This is a genomic window from Stutzerimonas stutzeri KOS6, assembly GCF_000307775.2.
In the GTDB taxonomy this organism is placed as follows: Bacteria; Pseudomonadota; Gammaproteobacteria; order Pseudomonadales; family Pseudomonadaceae; genus Stutzerimonas; species Stutzerimonas stutzeri_B.
In genome coordinates this window covers 350979-368374 of record NZ_KK020676.1, presented here as the reverse complement: position 1 = coordinate 368374, position 17396 = coordinate 350979, and the positions used below count along the sequence as shown (strand labels likewise).

Sequence of the window (17396 nt, the reverse complement as noted above, 5' to 3'; positions counted from 1 at the left end):
GAAGATGATGAGGTTTCGATTTTTTGAGAAGCTTACAAAAATGTAATCATCGACCGCTTTAAGACCGGCTTAAAGCGCTGCCAGCGCTGTACTACGCGTAATGTTCCCCTGAACTAATCAATCGCTAATAGCTTATAAGCAGACAATACCAACGTCGCGCTATGGACCACTGCGCGAAAGAGCGGGCCCACTAAGATGGCCTTCAAGCCTTGAGACCCGACTACTCGGCTTAGCAAGCCCAAAGAGTTATCGTGAGCAATAGAACACTCGGAGAGAACAATTCAGCACCCAGCATATGCCACGTTCTTGTCGAGTGTGACCGCAGGGTTAGTATTCGCACATTAGATGTGTGGCGGCTAAGACGGCTGGGTGTAGCTGGCTCCAAAACTGAGCGGCGAGGTTATTCTGTCCCAAGCCGCGCCTTTCGTGGCGCGCGGGACCTCACTCACTTTGAAACAACAGACCTTCGATTCGATCATGTTCTTCCGGTGTTGGCAGGGCAGATGAGTCAACATTGCCAATACTATTTGGCTGACCATTTTCTGGTGGGCCAACTTCAGGGTGGTAGGCGCCATCTGCGTCGAAAGCAACCCAGCCGTACAATTCTCGGATGACTTCGGAAGGATGGCCATCTTCCATTGCCACATACCAGTCCGCCAATCGGAAACGCTTACCGGCAAGCTTAGAAGTAGCCATTTCGGCTCGAACCAGCGCCAGATATAGCGGGTGCGGCAGTTCCTCTACGGCGCCGGTTTCGTCGAGCAAGAACATGAACGAGGCGTGCGACCGTTGCTCTGTAGAACCGGCTCGCTCCTCTTCCTCGCCTAAGGTAAAAACGGGAGCAAAACCGCCCCCCTCTGTTCTGAAGTTGGTCGTCTGGCCTTGGTAGACCCTGGCAGCGTTCCACTGCACCTCGCCAGCATAAGCGTAAGCGCGCAGATCAAACTTCATCGATCGTACCTGAGGGTCGGCGACGATTCTACGCTCGCCAGGAGCTACAAGGGACTGGGCCACGTAGTTTCCGCCAACGATTTCTTCCCAAACGCGCTTGGTGAGCTTGTCTCCTCGGTATGCACCGCGACTACCATACCCGCTGACAGGCTTGAAAAAGAGGCTACGGCGGTTTTGCCACAGGTGCTCTGCATTACCATGCCCGACAGGAACGGTAAGCGGGACGTATTGGGCCAATACGGTTCGGATTTGCTGATCAACGCCAATCTCTTCCAAAAAACGTGCGTTGGTTAGGTCAACCAACCTACGTTTGTCGGCGTAAAGGGCATAGGCCTGAGGGTGTGGCGTTACCGTCACGACATCAGCCAAATAAGCGCTGCGCAGCGCGCTGCAATTGTCGCCTTCCAGATAGAAATCGGTGAGTCGGTTGTAGACGAGATCCACAGGCTTTCCGTCGACCAAGAGGGACTCGTTGTGAAAGGCCAGATCGGCTGGGTCTGCGATTAGGCAGTCGATTCCTGCTGACTCGAATAACCGCTGAAAAAGAAGGAACTCCGGATACAGGTATTGGGCTTGTGGGCTTTCATCCAAGATCACCACGCGCGTGAGCGGACGTGGCTCGCCGCTCGTAGACCATTCCTGGGCGAACATATCCAGAATCGAACGCTCGAAGCCGCCGGGTCCTTCCTGACCTGGCGAAAGCCCGACTACGCCGCTGCAACAACTACGCTGCGCGCGGGCGAGCAATACGTTTAGCATCGCTCCGCCCGCATTTGTGTTTATTTCGATGAGCCCAAGCTTGTCATCATCCAGATGGAAGTCGTAGCCAAAGAAGACGCCGCGCGCGCCCCGAGGATCGTGTCGGGCAATAGGAGGTGCAGAATCCAGAGCATGCTCACGCCAACCGGGCGAGCTCACGGTCTGCTCGATGGCCTGAATAACCTCATTAACCTGGCGCAGCCGCAAGGATGAAACAAAGACCGGTCGTGCTGCAAACACATGAGGGCAACGTGACTTCAATAGCTCCGACAGCTCTGAATTCCCAAGCTGTTCGGTCAATGAGTTTACGAGCGCAGCTTGATCTAGGCTTACGCAGAAGCACGCTTCGTTGAGCGCTGCGGCTGTCGTACCGCATTTTCTCGATGAGGACGCTTGCACGGGAACCTCCAGAACCAAACATACAGCTTCGAAAGTCTCGGCCTCTTTCGGTTCAGCCTGGCGTTTCTATGAGCGTAGGTCAGGGTCGTTGCTGGCACTCTGCCATTAACTAGACATAAGCTTTGGAAGCGTCATTGTGAAAGTCGTATGCCCCTCAGCTGATTCGCAAGCGATGCGCCCTTTGTGCGCTTCGACTATCGAACGAGTGATAGCCATGCCGAGGCCCGCATTCATGGTGGTTCCTTCGCGCCTTGCGGTGTCGACCCTATAGAATCGATCAAACACTCGGGCCTGAAGCTCGGCTGGAATCGTTGTGCCTCGGTTGGATATGGCTGTGCAAACCGAGCCACCGCTCTCGCTTATTTCAACGCTGATGGTGCTGCCTTCCTCTGCATATCGAACTGCGTTAGAGACTATGTTTGAGACGGCCCGTCTCAGCATCGATTTATCGCCATGTACCGATCCATCGCCTGAAAGCGCGATTTCTACCTTTTTGTCCTCGGCTGCAAGCTCGTAATATTCGATAACGCTCGCGGTAATCTCAGCCATGCTGGCATCTTCGGCATTGGGCGTAATCTTCCCGTTGTCCGCCTTGGCGAGGAATAGCATGTCATCGACCATCTTTGACATGCGCCTAAGTTCTTCGAGGGCGGAATACAAAATGTCTTTGTAGTCGGTATTCTCGCGGTCGCGCAAGAGCGCGACCTCCATTTGGGTAAGCATGCTGTTCAGCGGCGTTCTTAGCTCATGCGCGATATCCGCTGAGAAACCTGACAATCTGAGAAAAGAGTCGTCCAAGCGCGAAAGCATTTCGTTGAAGTTGTCTACGAGTTCATGCAGCTCGCCTGGCACCGACTCGGTTGGAATTCTGGTATCTAAGCAGTGGGCGGTTACTGTAGAAGAAGTCTTGGACAGTTCGTCTATTGGTTTTAAGCCTTTCCTGATCAGAACAACACCTAACGCGCCACTCAGAAGTGCACTAACGACAAGCGTATAAGCAAACCACTGCTGAATCATATCGAAGAAGTGGATTCGGTGCGTTACATCCAAAGCCAAATAGATAACAGTGTCCTGCCCTTCTACCCACCGATTTACTTTTCTGGTAATTCCGCTGTACTGGTGGCCACCGAAACTTACCGTCCAGCGTTCCTCTTGGATGTCTGTGACAAGAGGTAGCAAGCTCTCAGACAGATTGTGATGGGAGTAAACCGTCTTACCGTCTACTACAACCGCAGTCGCGAAGCCAAAGGAGTGCTCAATAACGGCATCGATCCTTGAAGCGGTCTCAGGCCCGAATGCTGAGCTGTTGAGTAGCGTACGCTCTACTGCAGCGGCCTTTTCATTAAGCACTTGTGCATCTTTGCGTTCGAAATGGAGCTGACAAAAATAATTAAAGCTGATTGCGGCCGCCAGCAGCACAACCGTAACCACGAGCATGAAAGCTATCGCCATTCTGCTCGTCAGTGACACTTTTCCCATCAGTACGGTCCTGGTTAGGCCATCAAGCACAAAAAAGCAGGTGGGGCACCCCCCACCTGCTTCGATCATTGTTACTCACACCCTCATATCCTATGCTGCGTCTGGATTTTCGCCATTTTGCGAGTGGTCGGCTTTGGCGGCCCCCATCATCTCACGACACTCTTTCATCATTCCACGCATGTCACCCATCATTTCCATATGCTTGTCGCCGCTCATCATGCCGGTTTCTGAATGGCTTTGGTCCGCTTTATCTGCCGCTGCGAAACTCAGTCCGCTCGCCAAGGTGATTGCGATTGCTGTAACGGTGATGGCCTTTCGCATGTTAAATCTCTAAGTTCAGTGGGTTATTCGCTTTTGCTTAACAAGGTGTTTTCGCCAACGTTGGGCTCCTTGGGCTTGTCGCACTTACCGCTAGACATATGCTTCATGCATACGACCATCATCAACAAGCAGGGCAAGAGAAAGAGCAGGCTTGGCAGCGTTGTTGCCAACGCCGCAGTGCTTTGGTTCAGTAGCATGTAGCCAACCACAGCTGCGGTTAACCCCGTTACGACCGGATTGCGCTGCAGTACGCTTTTAATCTTGGATATTATGCTGCTCATCTAACTATCCCTCGGATATTAAGCTTGGCAGATTAGCCATTGTTCACGCCAACTGGGGTGCTCAGGAACTCTACCGTATGGATCTTCCCGTCGGGGGTCTTGACCTTCATCTCATACGTCTGGACTTGGGCACTAGTTCTATAGTTTTGAATCATTCGAGTCGTGCCGGTCGCCCCTGCAGGTGCGATGCTCAGCACTTGACCCTCTTTGACAAGCTCCTTAAGGGTGGGCTTTGCTCCTGCCGAGTCATTTAAGCGATTCAGCGTACGTTCGCTTCCGCCTTCGGCCATTGCAAGCGAGGAAGCAACGGTCAGAATAAAAGGAACGATTACTTTGGTTATGCGGTTCATGGTTTGCACCTCTTGGTTAGTTGATGCCTGTAGATTAAAGGCTTGCTACTTACAAGAAGCTGTTGCCAAGGTTACAAAGCGGTAATCGCTTCATTCTCGTGTTGGTACGACCGCCGCGCCTGCGGCGGTCGCTTTCTGCTCTTTACTGCTTTTCGATGCGCGTAATGGTGGAATCCATACCTTTCGAGGAGAACTCGAATTCGACCTGGTCCCCTTCTTTCAGCGTTTGGAGCTGATCAGGCTTTGCTTTGAAGCCCATCGTCATCGACGGCCAGCCCAACGCTTCGACCGGGCCGTGGGCAATGGTGACGGTTCCGCTCTCGGTGTTTACTTTCTTGACCGTACCTGTGGCTGTAGCGGTCTGTCCCGCCGACTTCTGGTCCATTGGCATGTTCATGCCTTTGTGATCCATCGGCATGCCGTCCATTGGCTCCTTGTCGGCGGCATAGGCGACTGGCACCAGGAAGAATGAGGCAAGGGTGATGTGCTTAATGTTCATGGATGTTCTCCAGTGGGGTTGGTTGCTTGCTGGGTGGTAACTCGCAATTGCCGGCGGCGCATCAGCAGGTAAGCTGCCGGCAGAACGAACAGGGAGAGCAAAGGGGCGGTGATCATCCCGCCCACCATGGGCGCGGCGATGCGGCTCATGATTTCGCTGCCGGTTCCGCTACCCCAGAGGATGGGCAGCAGACCGGCGATAATCACTGCTACGGTCATGGCCTTGGGGCGCACCCGCTGCACAGCGCCTTCGCGGATTGCGTCGAGCAGTACGCCTTCGCCATGGGCTCCAGCGTTAACCCGATCTGTCCATGCGTTCTTCAAATACAGCAGCATAATGACGCCGAACTCAGCAGAAACGCCTGCCAGTGCGATGAAACCGATTCCTGTCGCTACGGATAGGTTGTACCCGAGCAAATAGAGGAACCAGACGCCACCGGTTAGGGCGAATGGCAGCGTGGCCATGATCAGCAACGCCTCCCCAAAGCGCCCAAACGTGAGGTAGAGCAAGACAAAAATGATGAGCAAGGTAGCCGGCACGACGAGCTTCAGCTTCGCGTTAGCTCGCTCCATGAATTCGAATTGGCCGGAATAGCTGATGCTCATGCCGGATTCGAGCTGGACCCCTTTGCTGATCTTTTCCCTCAGATCGCCCACCACAGCCGCCATGTCGCGGCCACGAACATCGACGTAAACCCAGCCCGACAGCCTTGCGTTTTCGCTTTTAAGCATGGGCGGTCCGTCTGTCACCTGTACTTTGGCCACGGTCCCCAACGTGATCTGGCTGCCTTGCGGCGTGTAGATCGGTAGGTTGCGCAGATCGGATATCGAGTCGCGCCACTCGCGGCCATAGCGGAGGTTGATCGGATACCTGGCGAGCCCTTCCACGGTTTCACCAATGGTTTGACCACCGATGGCACCGGCCACGATCGATTGCACGTCCGCGATATTCAGGCCGTAGCGTGCGGCGGCGACACGATCGATATCCACATCGATATACCTGCCGCCGGTCAGTCTCTCAGCAAGTGCCGAACTGACCCCAGGCACCGTTTTGGCGATTTTTTCCACTGCCTGGGTGGCTTTGTCGATCTGTGCCAAGTCAGTGCCATACACTTTCACCCCGATCGGGCTCTTGATACCCGTCGCCAGCATATCGATACGGTTTCGAATCGGCGGGATCCACAGATTGGCTAATCCAGGTACCTGTACGGTGCGATCCAACTCCTCAACCAGCTTGTCAGGCGTCATCCCAGGGCGCCATTGATCCTTCGGCTTGAACTGAATGGTCGTCTCGAACATTTCCAGCGGGGCGGGATCTGTAGCGGTGTCGGCTCGACCAGCCTTACCGAACACGTGTGCAACTTCTGGAACCGTTTTTATGAGCCGGTCCGTCTGCTGCAGTAGCTCAGAAGCCTTCTGAGCGGAGAGGCCTGGAAGCGCAGTGGGCATATAAAGGAGGTCACCTTCATCCAGCGGGGGCAAGAACTCCCCACCAAGGCGAGAGGCCGGCCACAAGCCTGTCAGGAAGACCAGAACAGCCACCAGCAGAGTCATCTTGGGCCAGCGCAGTACCGCGTCCAGGGCCGGCTTGTAGATCCAGATGAGGCCACGGTTGAGTGGATTACGGTGTTCGTCAGGGATTTTGCCCCTGATCCAATACCCCATGAGCACCGGAACCAGCGTGACAGACAGGCCCGCGGCGGCTGCCATTGCATAGGTTTTGGTGAACGCCAGTGGACCGAACAGCCGGCCTTCCTGCGCCTCCAGGGTGAACACTGGTATGAACGACAGCGTGATGATCAGCAGGCTGAAGAACAGTGCCGGCCCCACTTCAACAGCCGCGTCAGTAATGACCTTCCAGTGCTCCTGGCCCTTCAAGGTGGAGTCAGGATGCCGCTTGTGCCAGGCCTCAATGTGCTTGTGGGCGTTTTCGATCATGACGATTGCTGCATCGACCATCGCTCCGATGGCGATCGCGATGCCACCCAACGACATGATGTTGGCGTTGATGCCTTGCCGCTGCATGATCACAAAAGCAATCAGGATGCCGATCGGCAACGACACGATGGCGACCAACGACGAGCGCAGATGCCACAGAAAAATCGCGCAAACCAACGCAACGACAATGAACTCCTCGATGAGCTTGTGCGTGAGGTTTTCAACGGCACTGTCGATCAGCTTGCTACGGTCGTACGTCGTGACGATTTCGACGCCTTGGGGCAGGCTCGCTTTCAGCTCATCCAGTTTGGTCTGAACGGCAGCGATGGTTTCCCGAGCGTTCTTGCCGCTCCGCAGGATCACCACGCCGCCGACTACCTCACCTTCACCGTCAAGCTCGCTGATGCCCCGGCGCATTTCCGGGCCGAGCTGGATATGCGCAACGTCCCCTAGCGTCACAGGCACGCCGCCGTCGAGACGCAAAGGAATGGCTCGAAAGTCTTTGAGTGTCTTGAGATACCCGGTCGCACGGACCATGAACTCGGTTTCTGCGAGTTCCAGAACACTCCCGCCGGTTTCACGGTTGGCTTCATCGATCGCCTTTGCAATCTGCTGCTGCGTCACGCCCCTGCTTGCCATGCGCACGGGATCCAGTACGACCTGATACTGCTTGACCATCCCGCCTATGGGCGCGACTTCCGCCACGTTGGGCAGTGTCTTGAGCTCATAGCGCAGGAACCAATCTTGCAAAGAGCGCAGCTGCGAGAGGTCATGTTTGCCCGTTCGGTCTACCAAAGCATATTGGTAGATCCAGCCGACACCTGTGGCGTCAGGGCCCAAAGCGGGTTTGGCGGCGGCGGGAAGCCGACTCTGCACCTGACTCAGGTACTCCAGCACCCGAGAACGGGCCCAATAGAGGTCGGTGCCGTCCTCAAACAGGACGTACACGTAGCTATCCCCGAAGAAGGAGTAGCCGCGGACCGTCTTTGCGCCGGGGACAGACAGCATGGTCGTCGTCAGTGGGTAGGTGACCTGATTCTCAACGATCCGGGGCGCCTGCCCGGGGTATGGCGTGCGGATGATGACCTGAACGTCGGAAAGGTCTGGCAATGCATCAACAGCGGTGTTTTTGACCGACCAGACACCCCAAGCCACCGCGAACACAGTAGCCAGCAGGATCAGAAAGCGGTTGGCCACTGACCAGCGAATTATGGCTGCGATCATCGCTGGCCCCCCAGCTTCTCGATGTGCTCAATGACCAGGCCCTCTTCGCTTTCACGCGCGCCGACACGGACGTGATCGCCGGTCTGCAACTTTGTTAGGAGCGATTGATCTGCAACCGGAAAGGACATTGTCATCCCAGGCATGTTCAGCGTCTTGAACGGCCCATGCGACAGGCCAACCATGCCATCTTCCAGGCTGACGATCGTACCTTCAGCCTCGTGCAGCGCAGGTTCTGTAGAAGTTGCAGGCTCCTCCAAACCCTGAGCGGTCAGCCCGCGTAGGCTCGCCTCTGAATCCAGGAGAAACTGACCGGACGCCACGACCTTCTGACCGGCTTCCAGCCCTTCAAGCACCTCTGTCTGGTCATCGAATTCCCGGCCTGTGCGAACCTCAATCGGGCGGTAACGGCCTTGATCCTCGGCCAGCATCACCAATGCGCGCCGACCGGTGCGAATGACCGCCTCGGACGGGATGACCAAGACATCTTCGACGTTGCGACTCAACGTCACCTCGGCCGTCATGCCGGGACGAAGCCGTTGTTGCGGATTAGGCAGTTCAACCCGGACGCGCACAGTACGGCTATCCAAGTTGGCTTGTGGTAGTACGGCCTGGATCGTCCCTTCCAGAACTTCACCTGCAAAGGTCGGGAGGCGCGCGTTGACCAGCTGCCCAGGCGCCACATTTGCAACCTGCGCCTCAGGCACCGCAACCTCTAACCATACCTTTTCCAGCCCATTAACACGTGCCAGAGACGCACCAGTGGATACGGTCATGCCCTCGCGAACGTCGAGGCTGTTCAGCACGCCGCCTATTGGACTCCTCACTGTCCAAACAGGGCGCGCTTTACCAGTTCGTTCTAGCTGCACTATGACTTCTGGCGGCATGCCAGCAAGGCGCAACCGCTGGCGAGCCGCTGCGAGCAGCTGGGGTTCGCCAATCCCTTTGAGCGCCAGGTACTCTTCCTGTGCGGCAACCCATTCGGGAACCAGCAGATCGGCTAACGGCGCGCCTTTTTCGATGACATCCTCCGGTGCTCGGTCGTAAACGCGCTCGACAAAGCCACCGGCACGCGCCTGCACAACCGCCACGTCTCGCTCGTCGAACATCAATGCGCCTGTCGCTTCGAGCGACTGGCTGATCGATTCACGCGTTACGGTTGCAAAGCGCACGCCGAGATTCTGCGTCACGCTCGGGTCGATACTGATCGATGCCCCGTCGCTTCCCTCATCTGCATAGCGTGGAATCAATTCCATATCCATGAATGGCGACTTGCCCGGCTTATCGAACTTTTGCTGGGGGACCATAGGGTCATACCAATAGAGCACTTCCTTGTCTTCTTCTGCAGGCGATTGTCCGAAGGCTGCGGTAGGCAGACCGATTAGCGCTGCAGCGCTAATCATCAGAGGCAGACTGAAGGCGAGTACCAGCCGCTTGTGTTGGAATGTCATGGTCGGGTATCTCCAAAGGCGAAATGCAGGCGGGCATTGCTCAACGATCGATCGCGGGCGACGTCAATACGCCGTAGCCGGGTCTCCACAAGCTGTCGTCGCGCTTCGATCACAGCGGTCAGCTCACCGCTTCCGGAGCGGTAATCGGCCATGGCAAGGCGGACCTTCTCTTCAGCGAGGGGTAGTAAGGTTTTGTCGAGGCGGATGAGTGCGCGGTCCAGACGCTGATACTCAGCGAGGTCAGTACTCAGCTCTTGGTTGTACAGGCGCAAGGTCGCTTGGCGCTGAGCCTCGATCTGGGCAAGGCGAGCTCGTTCGGCCGCGATCTTCGGATCCTGCCGAGAGCTGGTAAACAGCGGCAGGTCGAAGCTGACGCTGAGGTTCACCATGTCGCCGTACTCACGGCCACGTCGCAGGTAGTCGATCCCCCAACTCCAATCCGGTGTTTTCTCTGCGATGGCCTGGTGAACCTTTGCCTCCGCTTCACGAGTCATCGGGTCGAAGGCGAGTAACGCCGGGTGCCGGTTCAGGTTGTGCTGATAGTTATCAACGGCGGCAAGCCATTGCGGCCAGTCACCTGTAAGCGGCTGGCCTGCTAGCTCGCCTATCCAGCGCCGGAGGCCGGCCCGCGCAACAGCCTGGTTACGCAGCAGCTCATCCTCTTGTTCAGCCAGCAATGCTGCCTCTTGCCTCGGAAGTACGCTGTCTGCGGTTTGTCCGCTGCCGCCAGCAATGCGGGCCTGAACAGCCCGCGAAAGGAGCTGATTCTCGCTGTAAAGCTGCTTGAAAAGGCTTAGCTTCTGCTCGACCGCGAAGCTAGCGATCCATGCCTCGGCGGTTGCTTGGCGCACACCGAGACGTTCAACCGTTTGCTGGGCGTTTGCGAGCGCAACACTAGCCTGCGCGGCCTCGACACGAGCGCGCCTTTTCGCTCGGTTTGGCACATCTTGCATGACCCCAACCATTTGCATGGTCATGGCCTCTTGCTCCAACTGCCAGCGAGCGTCACCTTCGATGGGCACGCTTTGCAGTCCAAGCTTAAGTTTAGGGTCAGGAAGCTCGCCGGCAGGGATTGCAGCGCTGCGTGCGGCCACCAGGTTGGCGGCTTGCGCATGCAGCGAAGGCGCGTCTTGCTCGGCCACGCTCAGAGCTTGTTCTAAGGTCAAAGCGGACGCTAACCCTGGAAACGAGAGCGCGCCCATGATCAAGGCGGCCACGTACGGCGGCGCCCAATAAATACGGGGTTTCATTTGCGAAGGATTCCTGATCTTTCATGCGAGCCAAAGGCGCGCAGTAGCCGGCCCGAATGCTCACTCGGGCGGTTCCTATAATTTGATCGGAATTAGACGCGGGGTGGACGCCAGACGGCGTCTAAAAGGCTAGAGGGGATCAGGCCGTTATAGGGAGTGGTCACGGGTTTAGCAGCAGGCATCAGCTGGGCTTTTATTGAGACAAGCTGAAGGATACTTGCAGTTTTGCATTCTTGGCCCGTCTTGCAGACGGTCGCCGTTCCATGCTCATTCGCTTCACAGCACTCGTGTTCAGCACCGTCATCGGCGCCAACCATCGAAGCGTGGTCGGTCGTCATGGCGCCCACACCTTCCATATCGGACATCATGTGATGCCCGGACGATCCAACCGTCATGAGCATTTCCGCTATCCCATTGATCTGAAGCGCAAGCACTAGCAGCAGGATAAGGAAGGAGCGCATGTAGGACGTCATATTTCCAGCTTACGGGGCAATTCATGAGCAATCAATGAGGCAATCGGTCGCTTCGCAACCGAAGCCTAAGCCTAAGCCGACAGGCTTCAAACTACACGCGTTTGACGGAGCCGGAGTGCGTTGAACACAACCGATGCTGAGCTGAGGCTCATGGCCAGGGCAGCAATCATCGGAGACAGCAACAGTCCGAAGAACGGATAGAGCAGACCTGCGGCAATCGGGATGCTCAACCCGTTGTACATAAAGGCAAACAGAAGGTTCTGACGCATATTGCGAACCGTCGCCACCGAAAGCGTGCGCGCGCGCAGTATCCCCATCAGGTCACCTTTAACGAGCGTAACTTGGGCGCTGTTCATGGCGACGTCAGTGCCCGTGCCCATCGCTATGCCGACATCAGCCCTGGCGAGCGCCGGCGCATCATTTATTCCGTCGCCTGCCATGGCGACTACTTTACCTAGGGCTTGTAGCTTAACCACCAGCGCCTCCTTGTCCTGCGGCTTCACTTCGCCATGCACCTCATCGAGCGATAGCTCACGAGCCACCGCGCGGGCAGTGGTAAGCCCGTCGCCGGTGGCCATGATGACTTGCACGCCCTCCGCTTGGAGCCGCGCTACAGCTTCCTTGGAAGTCGGTTTGATTGGGTCCGATACGGCCAGCAAGCCGGCAAGTGCCCCATCAACAGCCAGGTACACAATGCTGGTACCGCTCTCGCGCATTTTTTCTGCCTGATATTTCAACGGCTCGACGCTCACACCCGCATCTTCCATAAGCGCGGTGTTGCCTAGCTGTAGCTGCTTGCCTTCCACCAGACCACGGACTCCGATCCCTGACCCTGACTCGAAGGTCTCTGGCTTCGCCAGCTGGAGACCTTCGCTTCTGGCATGGTCTACGATCGCGTGGGCTAGGGGATGCTCACTACCTTGATCCAAGCTGGCAGACAAACGGATGACTTCCTGCGAGTCAAACGGCGTGACGCCTATGGCCCGATCGAAGACAGGTCGGCCCTCGGTCAAGGTTCCTGTTTTATCGACAATCAGCGTGTCTACCTTACGGACATTTTCGATGGCGCCTGCGTCTCTGAAAAGCACTCCACTTCCAGCCGCTTTGCCTGTGGCAACCATGATCGACATAGGCGTTGCCAGGCCAAGTGCGCAAGGGCAAGCAATGATCAAAACCGCAACTGCATTGATCAGGCCGAATACCCAGCCCTGGTCAGGCCCGAACAGGCCCCATGCAAAGAATGTCAGCAAGGCGATACCGATGACCGTCAGCACGAAATAACCTGCAACCGTGTCTGCCATTCGCTGCATGGGTGCTTTGGAGCGTTGTGCATTCGCAACCATCTGGACGATTTGTGAAAGCATAGTCCCGGAGCCAACCCTGGTGGCTCGCATGACAAGCGAGCCGCTCGTGTTCATCGTCGCGCCGATAAGCGAATCGCCTGTCCGCTTCGTCACCGGAACCGGCTCGCCCGTTAGCATGGATTCATCGACGGCGCTCTCGCCCTCCAATACCTCTCCATCAACGGGTACCTTTTCACCAGGACGAACGCGCAGATGGTCGCCCTCATGAACATGTGTGAGCGGGATGTCCTCCTCTGAACCATCTTTGGCGATACGGCGAGCGGTTTTAGGTGATAAGCCAAGCAGGGACTTAATTGCCGAGGACGTCTGCGAGCGGGCCTTCAATTCCAGCAACTGGCCCAGCAGAGTCAATGAAATGATCACCGCGGCGGCTTCGTAATAAACGCCTATCCGGCCGCCTACTGTGAATGACTCTGGAAACATGCTCGGTAAGAGGGTTGCTACGACGCTGTAAATATAGGCAGCCCCCGTGCCAAGCCCGATCAAGGTCCACATGTTTGGGCTGCGATGTTTGACCGAGGCGAGACCGCGCGCGAAAAATGGCCAGCCTGCCCACAAGACAACCGGGGTCGTGAGGGCCAGTTCAACCCAGTTCTGGCTAGCCCCGTGAAACAGCGGTATCGCATGTCCCGCCATTGCCAACAGGGTTACTGCTACGGTCAGGGGCAGAGACCACCAGAATCGCTTCGAGAAGTCCTTGAGTTCGGGATTCTCCTCCTCGTCGAGTTCAGGGATCAGAGGTTCCAATGACATCCCACAGATAGGGCAATCACCTGGACCCATTTGGCGGATCTCAGGGTGCATCGGGCAGGTGTACTCTGTCGTTGCATCACCGGCGGGTGGTTTCTGTGCGGGTGGGGTAGATGCCCGAGAGGAGGTTCCATGAGCCTGCGGTGCAGCGAGATATCGAGCAGGGTCGGAACGAAACTTGGTCTGGCAACCCTGGCTGCAGAAGCGGTAAGTGCTTCCCTGATAATGCTCTTGATGCTCGCTATCCTCTTCCACCTTCATCCCGCAGACGGGGTCTGTGAGTGCTGCAGTACCTTTCGTTTGGTCGGGCTGGTGATGGCACTGCTGAGAGGACATACGGGGCACCTTATGGATTGGTTAGCGACGAACTTGGCCTATTGCAGGGACATTTGCGGTTTTTCAATGCTTGCAGCGTCTGACAGCCAATATATGCAAAGCGTCCTGACCAAAGGCTGAAGTAACCATTACATTTCTGTCAGGTTCTCTGGTATGTCAGGTCGTATGTATGTTGAAGCGAGCTGCTGGAAAAGTAGCTCGCGCAGATACCGCCTGCTGGCCTAGCCTATGCCTCCATTGTTCGATGCTCGGCCGCTTCATTTTGATGAATACCGAACCGTGCAAAAGCCTAAGCGCAGGTACTCTGCTTTTGAATACGCCTTTGGCAGAGTGGGATACGCCGTACGCTCTAATGAAGCCATAGGAACTCCTTTTCTGAGGAGTCAGAAAAGATAGTCCACGATCAGAGGCTGTGCGGTCGATTTGGTAAATTCTCTTGGCATCAACACGTTACGTGCGAAGTGAGTGAATTTTACTTATATCTCGGCATGACCCCTTACTCGGATCGCCCAGATATCTCTCAGTCGGAGCGGGATTTTCTGCCCGACCAATTTCCCTTTGTTCCAGGGCTGACGGCTCCAGGTAGCGATGATGTTCATGGCAAGTCCTCCACGTGTGGGAGGACAAGGATGGCTAGCCAGAGCAATGGTCGCTAACCGGCCAGAAGCTGACGTTCAAATTCGTCTAATAATTGCGTGTCAGTCATTACCGCCGGGCTGCGCCGGCAGATGGTTTGCGTGGCTAGGTGTTGTCAGGTAGGTTCGATCGAATCAGTGGGTCGAATAACAAGGGCAGCTATGGACTTCGCTAAGGCTTACAAGCAGTGCAGAAAATCGATGGCGCTGGGGCGAGGAATAAAAGCAGTAGAAGCTTGCTTACATCGAGGGAAGCATGAGTTTGATAGTTTGCAGGAAGCGAAGCTGAGCTGTTTTCGGGATATTCGCGGATATAAAATTGTTTCATCTGGTGAGTGTGCATTTTTTCCAAGAGATCTTTCGGAAATCAAAGTGGGCTCTGGGCTAGCTTGGTACAGAGATACGTTTGCGACTACTGAGATAGTACTCCCCCCATATCATAGCTTTGGATTTCTATCTGAATACGGCGGAAAAATCTCGAAAAGCAACAGTGAAGAGGAAAGGTACGCTCACGCGAATAATATGCTGTTGGAAATGTACACGCCCCCACGAATGGCCGACCTGATTTGTGGGGCATGGTCTCAGCGCATCACTTTTGCTCAGTATCAAGAACAGCTGATTGAGGCTGTAAAGGCATACTGTCTGGGTCTGTACGGCGTGGCAATTGTTGGAATTCTGCCTTGCATAGAAGGGTTCCTAAGAGAGCTTGGAAAGCACGTCTCTCTTCCAGTTAAGGATGCCGTGAATATAGAGACGCTTCTAAAGGTTTTTCATCGAATAAAGCAAGGTGAGTTGAAACGACTGGTCGCAGGTTATGATTGGTATCCAGACAAGGAATTAACGATAAACTATTTAAGTCGATATCATGAGCGAGTGCAGATGCTGGAGAGCATGGAAATGTACTTCCGTGGGTGTTTTTACGGTCATACAGAGTCGTTACCATCGCACTTTGTTTTAAATCGGCATGGGATTGCGCATGGATTCTTTAAAGGCTACGCAACACCGAGTAATTTCTTGCGGCTTTTTAATTTAATTAGCTTATTGTCGTTTGCAGCCATTCTTGTCGAAGGGCGCGGTAGCATGTTACAGCCGGGAGTTACCACTGATTCCGAAGCATTGGCATTGAATTTTACTAAATGCCTATTATCCCGACGATACGTTCAGCCGAATGCTCAATCGATTCTTCCATCCCCTATTATTTTGGGCTAGCCCTATACTCCACGGCACGCCCGCCGGCCGCGCATCGGGCAAGGATTCGGCCGGGCAAGGTGGTATTCAGATTTGCAGTCAGGTAGCGTCGCGCTCTTCCAAGGGAGGGGCGAGCGATGTGGACAAAGCATTACCGAGTGATGCGATCTGAGTTGGCCAAGTGCGAAAAAGCCAGGTCCGAACTGGAGAAGATGCACCCGCCCCACACCGTCCAACCGGAACAGGATGGACAGCTTCAGGACTATATTCAGAAGTCGGACAGTCTGTACGAATGGCGGCTGCTGATCTTGACCGAGTACTGGATGATAGAGGCAGACCGCCTCGGTGTCCCACTGCCTGATCGCGATGACAGGACTTTCTGGGGGCGAGTCGAATTTGATAGCGACCCGCGGGAGCCCAGGTATCTCACAGATGCTGGCATTCGCATTGTCAGGGCAGACATCCGCGAGGAGCGTAGGCAGCGCCGCGAGCCGGTAACCTTCTGGAGTAGCATCATGATTGGGGTAGTCGGCGCCCTGACCGGCCTAGCATCTGTCATACCGAACTGGTGGGCAGACTAGGGCGGCTATTGGCCGGTTAGCGACGGCCTGGCTTCGACCGTCGCTATGCATGGTCAAACCTCGGTCTGTTCCGCCATCTCTAGGGCATCATCGACCTCAATCCCCAGATATCGAACGGTGCTCTCCAGCTTCGTATGGCCGAGCAACAGTTGAACTGCCCGCAGGTTCTTCGTCCTGCGATAGATCAGCGATGCCTTCGTACGTCTTATTGTGTGAATGCCATACAGGGCTGGATCAGGGCCAATGGCTTTCACCCAACCTTTGACGATACGAGCGTATTGACGAGTGGATAGATGGTCTGAGATATGCAGCCGGCTCGGAAAAAGGCAATCCTCGCTGCGGGGCTGGGCATGATGTATGGCGATGTGCCGTTCCCTAAGATCAAATGGATTTTCCAGAATCTCAACAAAGCCGAGGTCCTGCTGACCTTCAATGTCGATTTTTTGGTTACGTATCTAGCCGACCGCCAAGCGAACCGGAAAGCCATTGCAAATATCGGCTTGGATCAGCATGTGCCATGGGACATGCTTAAACAGCTGAAGGCGCATCAGCCACGGAGCTGGCAATACCTGATCCAGCGCTATCTGTCCGAGGGGATCAAGCAGGAAAGCGGTGCCCAGTACATGACCGTCTTCTTCATTCGTCCGGCCGGCAGCAACCCGATGGCCTATTGGTTTATCCATCTGGCGAACAACTACCGCGCTAACGATGTGATGAAGAAGATCCACTGGAAATACCGCAACAACTTTTCCCATATGCTGTCGCCTTCCAGCTTTTTCAGCTACGACGCCAATCGGGATATCGCCGTGACAGGTCAGCACGATTTGCTGTTGGATGAGCATTATTTCGACGATGCTACCAATGACCGCATCCGAGGAGAACTTTCGGAGCTCTTGCCCAAACAGGTCTACGAGGTAGAACGGCAACCTTTTTTGGGCCTGATGAGCGGATTGACCAACTACACCATGGCTGACGAGCTTCGCGTAAAGCAGGCACTCGACATTGCTGTCGCGACCGGTGATCTGCTGGCGGTCGACAAGAACGGCAAAACAAGGCGTCGAAAAGGCACAAGCATCAAGTCGACAGATATCCTGATAGCGCCCCCGCAAAGACCCATCTTCTTCGTGCCACCTCTGAAGAAATCCAGTTCAGAAAACTGAGAGGGGCGGCA

The 17396-nt window shown here is 55.5% G+C and carries 12 protein-coding genes and 3 pseudogenes; 2 read left to right on the top strand and 13 right to left on the bottom strand.

Annotation, left to right across the window (positions count from 1 at the left end; translation table 11 throughout):
- Positions 1 to 441: 441 nt before the first annotated feature.
- The 12 genes and pseudogenes from B597_RS0223155 to B597_RS30125 form a co-directional block, all read right to left on the bottom strand.
- Complete coding sequence (locus tag B597_RS0223155; RefSeq protein WP_226924959.1) at positions 442 to 2010, bottom strand: hypothetical protein; 1569 nt, start codon at positions 2008 to 2010, stop codon at positions 442 to 444.
- A 204-nt stretch (positions 2011 to 2214) separates the two neighbouring features.
- A complete protein-coding gene (locus B597_RS30180) occupies positions 2215 to 3588 on the bottom strand; it encodes a heavy metal sensor histidine kinase (RefSeq protein ID WP_003292645.1) in 1374 nt (457 codons plus the stop codon).
- A 90-nt stretch (positions 3589 to 3678) separates the two neighbouring features.
- The gene (locus B597_RS30175; protein WP_003292646.1) at positions 3679 to 3909 is read right to left on the bottom strand and encodes a hypothetical protein; all 231 of its coding nucleotides are present in this window, start codon (positions 3907 to 3909) and stop codon (positions 3679 to 3681) included.
- 23 nt (positions 3910 to 3932) lie between these two features.
- Entirely contained in the window at positions 3933 to 4190 is a 258-nt protein-coding gene (locus B597_RS30170) for a DUF2933 domain-containing protein (protein WP_003292647.1), read from the bottom strand.
- Positions 4191 to 4222: 32 nt separating this feature from the next.
- Positions 4223 to 4540, bottom strand: coding sequence for a co-regulatory protein PtrA N-terminal domain-containing protein (locus tag B597_RS30165; protein WP_003292648.1), 318 nt, complete (start codon positions 4538 to 4540; stop codon positions 4223 to 4225).
- A 142-nt stretch (positions 4541 to 4682) separates the two neighbouring features.
- Entirely contained in the window at positions 4683 to 5039 is a 357-nt protein-coding gene (locus tag B597_RS30160) for a copper-binding protein (protein ID WP_003292649.1), read from the bottom strand.
- Complete coding sequence (locus B597_RS30155) at positions 5036 to 8200, bottom strand: efflux RND transporter permease subunit (protein WP_003292650.1); 3165 nt, start codon at positions 8198 to 8200, stop codon at positions 5036 to 5038. Before B597_RS30155 ends, B597_RS30160 begins: the two co-directional genes overlap by 4 nt.
- A complete protein-coding gene (locus B597_RS30150; RefSeq protein WP_003292651.1) occupies positions 8197 to 9648 on the bottom strand; it encodes an efflux RND transporter periplasmic adaptor subunit in 1452 nt (483 codons plus the stop codon). Before B597_RS30150 ends, B597_RS30155 begins: the two co-directional genes overlap by 4 nt.
- Positions 9645 to 10898, bottom strand: a complete 1254-nt coding sequence (locus B597_RS30145; protein WP_003292652.1) for a TolC family protein — start codon at positions 10896 to 10898, stop codon at positions 9645 to 9647. The genes B597_RS30150 and B597_RS30145 overlap by 4 nt, the downstream gene beginning before the upstream one ends.
- Before the next feature lie 92 nt (positions 10899 to 10990).
- On the bottom strand, positions 10991 to 11371 hold the full coding sequence (locus tag B597_RS30140) for a hypothetical protein (protein ID WP_003292653.1): 381 nt from the start codon (positions 11369 to 11371) through the stop codon (positions 10991 to 10993).
- Positions 11372 to 11457: 86 nt separating this feature from the next.
- Entirely contained in the window at positions 11458 to 13821 is a 2364-nt protein-coding gene (locus B597_RS30135; protein ID WP_015275571.1) for a heavy metal translocating P-type ATPase, read from the bottom strand.
- 494 nt (positions 13822 to 14315) lie between these two features.
- Positions 14316 to 14420, bottom strand: a pseudogene (locus tag B597_RS30125) (integrase); the annotation flags it as partial.
- Positions 14421 to 14618: 198 nt separating this feature from the next.
- Here B597_RS30125 and B597_RS46910 point away from each other — a divergent pair.
- Positions 14619 to 15665: a hypothetical protein gene (locus B597_RS46910; RefSeq protein ID WP_015275572.1), complete on the top strand. Its 1047-nt coding sequence runs from the start codon at positions 14619 to 14621 to the stop codon at positions 15663 to 15665.
- Positions 15666 to 16278: 613 nt separating this feature from the next.
- Here the strand turns inward: B597_RS46910 and B597_RS46265 are convergent.
- A pseudogene (locus tag B597_RS46265) lies at positions 16279 to 16584 on the bottom strand (tyrosine-type recombinase/integrase); the annotation flags it as partial.
- Between B597_RS46265 and tcmP the strand changes: the two are divergent.
- A pseudogene (tcmP, locus tag B597_RS30115) lies at positions 16582 to 17385 on the top strand (three-Cys-motif partner protein TcmP); the annotation flags it as partial. The pseudogenes B597_RS46265 and tcmP overlap by 3 nt on opposite strands.
- Between the last annotated feature and the right edge of the window lie 11 nt (positions 17386 to 17396).

Excerpts from the sequence above, each read along its gene's own strand:
- B597_RS30145 (WP_003292652.1), bottom strand. The coding sequence starts at position 10,898 with ATGAAACCCCGTATTTATTGGGCGCCGCCGTACGTGGCCGCCTTGATC.
- B597_RS30155 (WP_003292650.1), bottom strand. The coding sequence starts at position 8,200 with ATGATCGCAGCCATAATTCGCTGGTCAGTGGCCAACCGCTTTCTGATC.
- B597_RS30140 (WP_003292653.1), bottom strand. The coding sequence starts at position 11,371 with ATGACGTCCTACATGCGCTCCTTCCTTATCCTGCTGCTAGTGCTTGCG.
- B597_RS30170 (WP_003292647.1), bottom strand. The coding sequence starts at position 4,190 with ATGAGCAGCATAATATCCAAGATTAAAAGCGTACTGCAGCGCAATCCG.
- B597_RS30160 (WP_003292649.1), bottom strand. The coding sequence starts at position 5,039 with ATGAACATTAAGCACATCACCCTTGCCTCATTCTTCCTGGTGCCAGTC.
- B597_RS30180 (WP_003292645.1), bottom strand. The coding sequence starts at position 3,588 with ATGGGAAAAGTGTCACTGACGAGCAGAATGGCGATAGCTTTCATGCTC.
- B597_RS30150 (WP_003292651.1), bottom strand. The coding sequence starts at position 9,648 with ATGACATTCCAACACAAGCGGCTGGTACTCGCCTTCAGTCTGCCTCTG.
- B597_RS46910 (WP_015275572.1), top strand. The coding sequence starts at position 14,619 with ATGGACTTCGCTAAGGCTTACAAGCAGTGCAGAAAATCGATGGCGCTG.
- B597_RS30135 (WP_015275571.1), bottom strand. The coding sequence starts at position 13,821 with ATGTCCTCTCAGCAGTGCCATCACCAGCCCGACCAAACGAAAGGTACT.
- B597_RS30175 (WP_003292646.1), bottom strand. The coding sequence starts at position 3,909 with ATGCGAAAGGCCATCACCGTTACAGCAATCGCAATCACCTTGGCGAGC.
- B597_RS30165 (WP_003292648.1), bottom strand. The coding sequence starts at position 4,540 with ATGAACCGCATAACCAAAGTAATCGTTCCTTTTATTCTGACCGTTGCT.